The sequence below is a fragment of the Streptomyces sp. NPDC058985 genome, from assembly GCF_042740985.1.
In the GTDB taxonomy this organism is placed as follows: Bacteria; Actinomycetota; Actinomycetes; order Streptomycetales; family Streptomycetaceae; genus Streptomyces.
The window spans coordinates 46236-56510 of the sequence record NZ_JBHYJX010000053.1 but is presented as its reverse complement, the minus strand read 5'-3'; the positions used below and the strand labels follow the sequence as shown (position 1 = coordinate 56510).

Genomic DNA, 10275 nt, shown 5'->3' with positions numbered 1-10275 from the left:
CGGCCGGGCACCGTGAAGGTGCCCGGCCGCCGTTCGTGTGTCAGCCCTTCAGCGACGCCATCCACTCCTCGACCTCGTCCGACCGGCGCGGCAGCCCGGCGGACAGGTTCCGGTTGCCGTCCGCGGTGACGAGGATGTCGTCCTCGATGCGGACGCCGATGCCGCGGTACTCCTCGGGCACGGTCAGGTCGTCGGCCTGGAAGTACAGTCCCGGCTCGACGGTGAGCACCATGCCGGGCTCCAGGGTGCCGTCGACGTAGGTCTCCACCCGTGCGGCGGCGCAGTCGTGGACGTCCATGCCGAGCATGTGGCCGGTGCCGTGCAGCGTCCAGCGGCGCTGGAGGCCCAGCTCCAGCACCCGCTCGACCGGGCCCTCGACCAGGCCCCACTCGACCAGCCGCTCGGCCAGCACGCGCTGGGACGCGTCGTGGAAGTCGCGGTACTTGGCGCCCGGCTTGACGGCCGCGATCCCGGCCTCCTGGGCGTCGTACACCGCGTCGTAGATCTTCCTCTGCAGCTCGCTGTAGCGGCCGTTGACCGGCAGCGTGCGGGTGACGTCCGCCGTGTAGTACGTGTGCGTCTCGACGCCCGCGTCGAGCAGCAGCAGGTCGCCGGAGCGGACCGGGCCGTCGTTGCGGACCCAGTGCAGGGTGCAGGCGTGCGGTCCTGCGGCGCAGATGGAGCCGTAGCCGACGTCGTTGCCCTCCACGCGCGCGCGGAGGAAGAAGGTGCCCTCGATGTAGCGCTCGCTGGTCGCCTCCGCCTTGTCGAGGACCTTCACGACGTCCTCGAAGCCGCGCACGGTGGAGTCGACGGCCTTCTGCAGCTCGCCGATCTCGAACTCGTCCTTGACGAGACGGGCCTCGGAGAGGAAGACGCGCAGTTCCTCGTCGCGCTCGGCGGTGACCTTGTCGGTGAGGGCGGCCTCGATGCCGGCGTCGTGGCCGCGTACGACGCGCACCGGGCCGGTGGCCTCGCGGAGGCTGTCCGGCAGCTCGCGGACGTCGGAGGCGGGGATGCCGTACAGCTTCCCGGCCTCGGTGAGGGAGTGGCGGCGGCCGACCCACAGCTCGCCCTGGCCGCTGAGCCAGAACTCGCCGTTCTCACGGTCGGAGCGGGGCAGGAGATAGATCGTGGCGGTGTGGCCGTCGCCCCTGGGCTCCAGGACCAGGACGCCGTCCTCCGTCTGGTTGCCGGTCAGGTACGCGTACTCGACCGAGGCGCGGAAGGCGTACTCCGTGTCGTTCGACCGGGTCTTCAGGTTGCCCGCGGGGATCACCAGGCGCTCACCCGGGAAGCGGGCGGACAGCGCGGCGCGGCGGGTGGCGGTCTCGGCGGCCTGGGCGATGGGCTCCAGGTCGTACAGCTCCGTGTCGGCCCAGCCGGACTTCATGTTCTCGGCCAGCTCGTCGGACACGCCCGGGTACAGGCCGTTCTTGCGCTGCTTGACCGGCTCGTCGCCGTCCGCGTCAGCGGCGTCCTCAAGCACGGCCTCCGGGGTCTCCGGGATCTCCGGGTTCTCCTGGGTGAGCTCCTCCGCCACGGTCATCCTCCTCGATACGGCACTGGACCACCCCCATCGTACGGTCGTACGGAAGGGGGCCCAGGGGCGAAGGGCCTGTTACCGGGGGGTGGCTACCGTCCGTTATCCGTGGCCTCCGAGGCGTCAGTGTCCGTTATTCGAACCGGACGGCCAGCAGGACGACGTCCTCCTCGGAGTCCTCGTCGGCCTTCCCGTCCGGCAGCACGGTGCGCAGGACGTGGTCGGCGACCGCGTCCGGATCGTGGCGCGCGGCCCTCGGTACACCGGCGGCGGCCGCGTGCAGCCGGGCGAAGGCGCGGTCGGCCCGGTCCCCGGTGCGGTGCAGCAGCCCGTCCGTGTACAGCAGAACCGTCTCTCCCGCTTCGGCCTGCAGTTCCACGCTGGGCGCCTCCCAGCAGGCGAGCATGCCGAGCGGCGCCGAGACGGAGGTCTCGACGAACTCCGTGCGCCGCTCCCCGATCAGCAGCGGCGGGCTGTGCCCGGCGCCGGCCAGGGTGATCCGGCGCAGCGCGGGCTCGCAGTAGCCGAACAGCGCCGTGGCCGAACGGGCGGGCTCGGTCAGGCGCAGCAGCAGCTCAAGGTCGGACAGGACGGCGACCGGGTCCTCGCCCTCCATCACGGCGTACGCCCGCAGCGAGGCGCGCATCCGCCCCATCGCGGCGACCGCGCTGGGCCCGGCCCCGGTGACGGAGCCGACGGAGAGACCGAGCGCGGCGTCCGGCAGCGGCAGCGCGTCGTACCAGTCGCCGCCGCCGAGCGGGCCGGTGCGGTGCCGGGCGGCGAGCTGGACGCCGGGCACCCGCGGCAGGCGGGAGGGCAGCAGTTCCTCGGCCATCGTCGCCATGCGGGTGCGCGCGCGTTCGACCTCCAGGAGGCGGGTCAGGTGGGGCGCGGCGTACCGGACGTAGAGGCCGGCCAGGTGGCGCTGGTGCTCGTCCGGTTCGGCGGGTTCGTCGTAGAGCCACGCGGCGGCGCCGAGACGTCCGGTGCCCTCGGCGGAGAGCGGGAGGGCGTAGCTGGCGGCGTAGCCGAGGCGGGCGGCGACCTCGCGGTGGCGCGGGTCGAGGCCCTTCTCGGCCAGCAGGTCGGGCTCGGCGACCCCGTCCTCGTCGACCGGCAGCCCGTCCAGGATCCGCCCGTAGGACAGGGAGGTCCGGGGCACGGTCTCGATGTGGCCGAGGTCGGCGCGGGCCAGCCCGAGGCCGATGGTGGTGTCCGGGCCGAGTCCGTCGGCCGGCTCCAGGGTGACGAGACCGCGCCGGGCGCCCACCAGGGCGGCACCGGCGCGCAGCAACTCCTGGAGGCCGTCGGAGAGGGTGTCCGTACGGACCAGGCGTTCGGTCAGTTCGTGCAGGGTCGTGAGGTCCGAGACCCAGCCGGCCAGCCGGTCCTGGAGGAGGAGGCCGGGGGCAGAGGCCTTGCCCGGGGCGTCGTCGGCGGCGGCCGCGGCGGCAGCGGCGTCCGAGGTGTTCGGCGGGGCGGCCGGGGCGGCGTCGGGGGCGGCGGGCGCGACAGTGTGTGCGGGGGACGGGACCGCTGAATCGATTCCGGCCACTTTCGGAGGGTGCGGGGCGTTCATGGCGTCCGGCTTTCCGACCGGCGCTTACTGCTCAAAAGCATCGCAAACCCCCATGTCATTCTGCGCCGCTAGCAGTGTCTCCACATGTACACGCACTCGTAAGGGGATGTCCAGCATTGTCCTGCCGGGATTCCTGGTGTCCGTGGGGTGCGAGCGGCCTCCTTCCGGAACTCTTGCGGAAAAGCTAGATTGGCTTGAAACTGCCCCAGAGGACGGCTTGTTGCGGTCGACTGGGGGTGCTTCACGGAGCGTCACAGCGGTCGTGATGGGTACGTACTCGGAGAAGGCCGGGGGTGGTTGGGGGCCACCCGGAACCTGGCGACGGACCCGGGCGTCCTATCCACCGACGACCGTGCCCCATCCTCCCGTGGCGGAGGCGGAGAGAAATACGCGGAACGGCAAACGCCAGACTTCGCCACCCCCGCGCCACGCCCATGCTTTTGCCAGACGCAGTGTGGACGGACCGTCACGGACGCAGTCAGTGCTCGACCCACAGGGGTTTCCCCTGCCCTTGGCAGAGGTGTTCCCCGGCAGGGTGCCGCTCGGGGGAGCGCGCCCTGGTGTGGGGGTCGTCCCGCGGCACGGATGTGATGCGCCACCAAGCTACGCACAGCGAATGCTCGACACATGGTGTGAGTGACCACGGTGTTGCCAGGCGTGCAACGGAAAGGAACGAGCGCTCATGCGCGAGATCCTCGGAAGGCGACGCAGGCTCCTGTCCCGGCACGACGACGGGCGGCCTGAGCTGATCGGCGCGGCCCTGACCTACGCGACGCAATGGCAGTGGCCCGTCCTCCCGGGCGTGGCGGCGGACCCGCAGGCGCGGAACCGCTGCGGCTGCCCCGATCCCGAGTGCACGGTGCCGGGCGCGCACCCCTTCGACCCCGGTCTCCTCGCGGCCACCACCGACGCGCGCATGGTGCGCTGGTGGTGGAGCAACCGGCCCTCCGCACCGATCGTCCTGGCCACCGGCGGCGGCGCCCCGTGCGCGGTCTCGCTGCCGGCCCTGCCGGCCGCCCACGCCCTCGCCGCGCTCGACCGCGCCGGCCTGCGGGTCGGCCCGGTCGTCGCCTCGCCCACCCGCTGGTCGCTGCTGGTGCGGCCCTACTCCATGGAGCAGCTGGGCGAACTGCTCTACGCGAAGGATTTCGTCCCCGGGTCCCTGCGTTTCCACGGCGACGGCGGCTACCTCGCCCTGCCGCCGTCCGAGACCGGCGGCGGCGCCGTCCGCTGGGAGCGGGCACCGCTGCCCGGCTCCGCCTCGCCCTGGGTGCCCGACGTGGAGGCCGTGGTGGACGCGGCCGTCGACGCCCTCACTCGTACGGGTGTGAGCGCGCCCGAGTTGTAGCGGTCTCCGGCGCGCGCGGAGGGTCTGTCCGGCCTTCGTCGTTATCGTCCGGACCATGCCGCTTCATGCAGGGGAGCACCGTGCCGCCGCGCCGCGCCGCGCCGGCCTGCACCGCGCCGGGCCGCGCCGAGGGGGGCCGGACAGCCGGCGCGTCCGTCTGTACGGCCTCGCCGGCGTCGTGGTCTGCGCGGTGGTGCTGCCGTTCGCCGTGGCGTCCGCGGGGCCGCCGCCCGGCCCCGGGCCGGACACCCCCGCGGCCGTCCGGCTCCTTTCGCAGGGCGGTGACTCCAAGGCGTCCGACGGCGCCGGTGGTGCCTCCGCGCCGAGCGGGGCCGCCTCTCCCCGTTCGCCGCTGCCGCCCGGTCCGGCCACGGCCGTGCGCTGCGGTCCCGAACTCACCTCGCCCGAAGGCGTCGAGGCGCAGACCTGCGTCCTGGCCCAGGGGCCGGAGACCTGGGCGCGGACCTACTACCGCAATGCCACCGGTGACCGGCTCGAATCCGTGCTGAGCCTCATGGGGCCCGACGGGCGCAGCCTGCGGACGCGGTGCGCCGTGAGCGCCGAGGACGCGCCGGGCACCTGCGAGACACCCCGGGAACGCGCTCGCGGCGGATTGGCCGGATACACCGCGGTCGCGGAGTTCGCGAGCCGGGCCGGGTACGGGCCGCTGCTGCTGCGCACCGGCAGCAACAGGGACACCGGACGCGACGCGGAGGGCCAGGATGGCGCGGGCGCCGGGCGTAGCGGAAGCAACGGCTTCGTCGGGAGCGCCGACCGCGGTCGAAGCAACTCACCTGCAGAAACGGGGAGTTGACCGCCGGTCGCGGTGTGTGCGCGACCCGGGACATGGAAAGACCCGGTTGCTGGCGACGGGGGATGCACCAGCAACCGGGCTACTCGAACGGTAACAAGAGATCGGCTGTTAGCAAATTCGATCTCCTGTTTTCCGGTCACCGACTGGCTTGTCCACGCCGTGAGTTGTGACCGGAGTCACCCATTCCACGGCGGGCGCTCCGGCTGACCGGTCGGTCAGCCGGGCCGGCCCGTGCCGCCGCGCGTCAGCTGAGGGTCACCTGCCGGTTGGTCAGGCCGCCGCGCGCCCGGCGCTCGTCGTGCGTGAGCGGAGCGTCCGCGGCCAGGGCCTCGGCGAGCCGCTCACCGAACTCGGCGGCGGGCTTCTCGACGTCCTGCGCGGTGACCTCGCTCGGCAGGTCCCACACCGGCACGGTGAGCCCGTGGGCACGGAAGGAGCCGACGAGGCGGGTGCCCTCGCCGAGCGACGACCGGCCGGCCGCGTGCAGCCGCGCGAGAGCGTCCAGAAGGCGCTCCTCCTCGTGTGGCATGACCCAGCGCAGGTGGTTCTTGTCCGGCGTCTCGCACCAGTACGCGGCGTCCACGCTCTGCAGCCGGACGGTCGGGATGGCCGCGGCGTTGGCCCGCTCCAGGGAGGCGGTCACCTCCGGCGTGGCGTTCTCCGGGTCCGGCACCCAGAACTCGAAACCCGTGTGGACCTCCGGCTCGAACGTCCCCCCGGGTGCGAGCAGGTCCTGCAGCCGGGGGCCCTCGGCCGGGGCGCGGCGGCCCTGCACCGGGGTGCCCGGCGCGGCCTCCAGCGCCTGCTGGACGGTGTCGGCGAGGTCGCGGCTGATGTCGCCCGAAGCCGTGTCGTTCTGCAGGCCGAGCAGGACCGAGCCGTCGTCGCGGCGCAGGGCCGGCCAGGCCATCGGGAGCACCGTGGCCAGGGTGACGGAGGGGACGCCCTCGGGCAGGCCGTCCCGCAGGGTCAGCTCCACCGTGGCGGCCGGGACCAGCTCCCGCAGGGCCACCCAGTCGCACTCGCCGGGCAGCCCCTCGAAGGGGCGGTGCACCAGCGCGGTCGTGGCCTGCGCGGCCGCTCGTCCGTGGCACGCCTTGTAGCGGCGGCCGCTGCCGCAGGGGCAGGGTTCGCGGGCACCGACGACCGGGATCTCTCCGGCGGTGGCCTGCGGGCGCTTGGCCTTCGTCTGGGGTCGCTTCTTGGCCATCGTGGGTGTCTCCCGGTGGGCGGCTCATCTCGTACGGCGCGAGCCTAGCCGTTCGTGCGGGGACCGACGGGAACCTGTGGACAACGGGGCGTCTGTGGACGGGGGGTGAGGTGGGCCTGCGGGCCTGTGGGCCTGTGGGCTGGGTGGGACTGGGTGGGACTGGGTAACGGGGCAGCTTCGCGAAGCCCGGGCCCCTGGCGAGGCCCGACGACGGGAGTCGGCCCGGCCCGCGTCCCGGATGGCCGCCTCTGTGCCCACCACCGCTGCGCCACCGCACCGCCGCGTCCCCGCGCCTCCGTACCACCGCACCGCCGCACCTCGCAGGTGCGAGGGACGCCGCGCCGAAGTCGGCGGGGTCAGCCGGCCTCTTCGACGGCGTCCGCGAAGTCCAGGCCGGGGATCTCCGACACCGCCGGTGCCGCGATCCGGGTGGCGAAGTCGTCGCGCCGATGTCCGGCCTCCGGGTCGTGCACGTCGTCGTGGACGACGACCCAGACCGTGACCTCGCCGCGCGCCTCGTCCCGTACGCCCCAGTCGTCGGCGAGCGCGGTGATGATGTTCAGCCCGCGGCCGCCGTGCGCGGTGACCGAGGGGGTCGCCGGCGTCGGACGGGTCGGACCGCCGCCGTCCGTGACCTCCACGACCAGGCGGCCGCGCGGGTCCACCTGCCACGCGGCGCGCACGTCGCCGTCGCCGGCGAGGGCGTCGCCCAGCGGGCGGCCGTGCTTGCACGCATTGCTCAAGAGTTCGGACAGGACCAGTACGGCGTCGTCGATGACCGGTTCCGCCACACCGCCGCTGCGCAACTGCTCGCGCATCCGGTGCCTTGCTCTCCCCACGCCCGCAGGGCCATGGGGAACGGCCATGCTCGACGACGTGGGCACTTCCTGTGCCACCACCAACGCCACCCCCGAGACCTCCTTCGCCCCACGCCACGGTGTGGATGCCCCTCTGGCCTGAACCGGAAACCGGCCCGTCCTCGCCCAGTGACGCATTCGACACGGTCGAACACGCAACGAACGCGCCGGAGCACTCCCTGTAATCATGTGGCTGGATTTCGTCGGTGTGGCCGAGACCGGAGAATGCGTCAGACGGGCCGCCGGGTCAAGGCCTGTGGACGAATCGGCCCCCGATTCAGCGCCCGACCCCGCACCCGATCAACGTCCGATCAACGTCCGAGGTGGTCCAGTACCGCGCGCGGCCGGTTGGTGATGATGGCGTCGACGCCCAGGTCCGCGCAGAGGTCCACGTCGTCGGTGTCGTTCACGGTCCAGACGTGCACCTGGTGGCCGGCGCGCTTCAGGCGCTCGATGTAGGCGGGGTGGTTGCGCACGATCCGGATCGAGGGGCCCGCGATCCGGACACCCGCGGGCAGCCGTCCGTCGCGCAGCCTGGGTGAGACGAACTGCATCAGGTAGACCGTCGGGAGCGTCGGCGAGGCGGCCCGTACCCGGTGCAGCGAACGGGCCGAGAAACTCATCACGCGCACCGGGGAGTCCGCGGCCGAGGCCGGTGCGTCGAGTCCGAACCGCTTCAGGAGCAGCAGCAGCCGCTCCTCCACCTGACCCGCCCACCGCGTGGGGTGCTTGGTCTCGATCGCCAGCTCCACCCGCCGTCCGGCGTCGGCCACCAGTTGGAGCAGCCGCTCCAGGGTCAGGACGGAGGTCTCCTCCCGGTCCTCGGGCCGGTGCTCCCAGTCCGGCTGCTCGTCGCGCGTGCGCCAGAACTCGCGGGTCCGGCGGGCCCCGAAGTCCAGCTCGGCCAGATCGGAGAGCTCCAGCGCGGACACCGCGCCGCGGCCGTTCGACGTACGGTTGACGCGCCAGTCGTGCACACAGACGAGATGACCGTCCGCCGTCAGGCGCACATCGCACTCGAGGGCGTCCGCCCCGTGCTCGATCGCCTTCCGGTAGGCGGCCAGCGTGTGCTCGGGGGCCTCCTCGGAGGCTCCACGGTGGGCGACGACCTGAATCCGGTGCTGTCGTGCGTGGGTCACCGCGTCATGGTGCCACCGCGGGCGGGTAGACGTGCCATCGGGTCGAATCGACAACGCGCCCGTTTAGTCTTAAATATCCCATGTAAGGGACGGTCCAGGACCCACAGCAACCGCTTATGGTGCTCTGACGGCCCGTGGGAAAAGCTGATGGCATACAAAAAGGCCAGCACATCCGCATCGCGCCGGACCGTGGACCACCGCGCGTGAGCGTGGCTGAGCGCGACCAGGGTGACCGACACACTGCCGTGGAACTAGGAGAGAAGCTGTGAGCACCGAGAACGAGGGCACCGCGGTACCCCCGGCCCCGTCCGCACCCCCCGTGCCGGTGGACGCTCCCGCTGCCTCCGCCCAGCCCCCTGCCCCGCAGCAGCCCTCGTCCCAAACTCCCCAGGACCCGGCCGCCACTCCCCAGGACCCGGCCGCCGCTCCGCCCGCCCAGGCCCCGGCAGCGCCCCAGGGCCACACGCCGCCCGACGCCTCCTGGCCCCCGCCGCCCCCGCCGCCCGGCACCCCGACGTACGGCGGCGGCGACGATGGCAGTCACGCCGGGCACGGCGGTCACGGCGGACATGGCTTCGGCCAAGGCCCGGGCGACGGTGCGGGAGGCGGCGGCTGGGGAGCCTCGTACCAGCAGCCCCCCGCGCCCAAGCCGGGCCGCGGCCGAGGTGGCCTGCTCGCCGGGATCCTGGTCGCGGCGCTGGTCGCCGGCGGTCTGGGAGGCGGCCTCGGCTACACCCTGGCCAAGAACAACGACGACAGCGGCTCCACGACCGTCTCCGCGTCCGACACCGGCGGCTCCGTCAAGCGCGAGGCGGGCACGGTGGCCGGTGTGTCCAACAAGGCCCTGCCCAGCACGGTCACCATCCAGGCCGAGGGAAGCAACGGCGAGGGCGGCACCGGCACCGGCTTCGTCTTCGACAAGCAGGGCCACATCGTCACCAACAACCACGTGGTGGCCGAGGCGGTCGACGGCGGCAAGCTCAGCGCGACCTTCCCCGACGGCAAGAAGTACGACGCGGAGGTCGTCGGCAACGCGCAGGGCTACGACGTCGCGGTCATCAAGCTGGAGAACGCCCCGTCCGACCTGAACCCGCTCCCCCTCGGCGACTCCGACAAGGTGGCCGTGGGCGACTCGACGATCGCCATCGGCGCCCCCTTCGGCCTGTCCAACACGGTCACCACGGGCATCATCAGCGCCAAGAACCGCCCCGTGGCCTCCAGCGACGGCGGCGCGGACAGCAAGGCGTCCTACATGAGCGCCCTCCAGACCGACGCGTCGATCAACCCGGGCAACTCCGGCGGCCCGCTGCTGGACGCCCAGGGCAACGTCATCGGGATCAACTCCGCGATCCAGTCCACGAGCAACGGCGGCTTCGGCGCCGGCCAGGCCGGCTCCATCGGCCTGGGCTTCGCGATCCCGGTCAACCAGGCGAAGTTCGTCGCCCAGCAGCTGATCAAGACCGGCAAGCCGGTCTACGCGAAGATCGGCGCCTCGGTCTCTTTGGAGGAGACGACGAACGGGGCGAAGCTCACCGAGCAGGGCGTGGGCGGCTCCGACCCCGTCGAGGCGGGCGGCCCCGCGGCCGACGCGGGCCTCAAGCCCGGCGACGTCATCACCAAGCTCGGCGACCGGGTGATCGACAGCGGCCCGACCCTGATCGGCGAGATCTGGACCCACAAGCCCGGCGACGAGGTCACGGTCACCTACGAGCGCGGCGGCAAGCAGCACACCACCGAACTCACCCTCGGCTCCAAGCTGGGCGACGACTGACCCACACCCCCGGA

The 10275-nt window shown here is 72.9% G+C and carries 8 protein-coding genes; 3 read left to right on the top strand and 5 right to left on the bottom strand.

All coding sequences use genetic code 11. From position 1 onward, the window contains the following. Positions 1 to 40: 40 nt before the first annotated feature. A complete protein-coding gene (locus ACFW01_RS32960; RefSeq protein ID WP_234956379.1) occupies positions 41 to 1543 on the bottom strand; it encodes an aminopeptidase P family protein in 1503 nt (500 codons plus the stop codon). 133 nt (positions 1544 to 1676) lie between these two features. Further along, positions 1677 to 3122: a PP2C family protein-serine/threonine phosphatase gene (locus ACFW01_RS32955; RefSeq protein ID WP_384509790.1), complete on the bottom strand. Its 1446-nt coding sequence runs from the start codon at positions 3120 to 3122 to the stop codon at positions 1677 to 1679. A gap of 682 nt (positions 3123 to 3804) precedes the next feature. On the opposite strand from ACFW01_RS32955, the gene ACFW01_RS32950 reads away from it, so the two are divergent. Both ACFW01_RS32950 and ACFW01_RS32945 read left to right on the top strand, forming a co-directional pair. Beyond that, the gene (locus ACFW01_RS32950; protein WP_384509787.1) at positions 3805 to 4470 is read left to right on the top strand and encodes a bifunctional DNA primase/polymerase; all 666 of its coding nucleotides are present in this window, start codon (positions 3805 to 3807) and stop codon (positions 4468 to 4470) included. 55 nt (positions 4471 to 4525) lie between these two features. Next, complete coding sequence (locus ACFW01_RS32945; protein WP_384509784.1) at positions 4526 to 5284, top strand: hypothetical protein; 759 nt, start codon at positions 4526 to 4528, stop codon at positions 5282 to 5284. A 244-nt stretch (positions 5285 to 5528) separates the two neighbouring features. Here the strand turns inward: ACFW01_RS32945 and ACFW01_RS32940 are convergent, their stop codons facing one another. The 3 genes from ACFW01_RS32940 to ACFW01_RS32930 all read right to left on the bottom strand — a co-directional run bounded on the left by ACFW01_RS32940 (position 5529) and on the right by ACFW01_RS32930 (position 8490). Then, positions 5529 to 6494: a DUF5926 family protein gene (locus ACFW01_RS32940; RefSeq protein WP_384509781.1), complete on the bottom strand. Its 966-nt coding sequence runs from the start codon at positions 6492 to 6494 to the stop codon at positions 5529 to 5531. 356 nt (positions 6495 to 6850) lie between these two features. Next, positions 6851 to 7489, bottom strand: coding sequence for an ATP-binding protein (locus ACFW01_RS32935; protein WP_234956369.1), 639 nt, complete (start codon positions 7487 to 7489; stop codon positions 6851 to 6853). 173 nt (positions 7490 to 7662) lie between these two features. After that, positions 7663 to 8490, bottom strand: a complete 828-nt coding sequence (locus tag ACFW01_RS32930; protein WP_384509777.1) for a glycerophosphodiester phosphodiesterase — start codon at positions 8488 to 8490, stop codon at positions 7663 to 7665. A gap of 265 nt (positions 8491 to 8755) precedes the next feature. On the opposite strand from ACFW01_RS32930, the gene ACFW01_RS32925 reads away from it, so the two are divergent. Beyond that, complete coding sequence (locus ACFW01_RS32925; RefSeq protein ID WP_384509774.1) at positions 8756 to 10261, top strand: S1C family serine protease; 1506 nt, start codon at positions 8756 to 8758, stop codon at positions 10259 to 10261. Positions 10262 to 10275 lie beyond the last annotated feature (14 nt).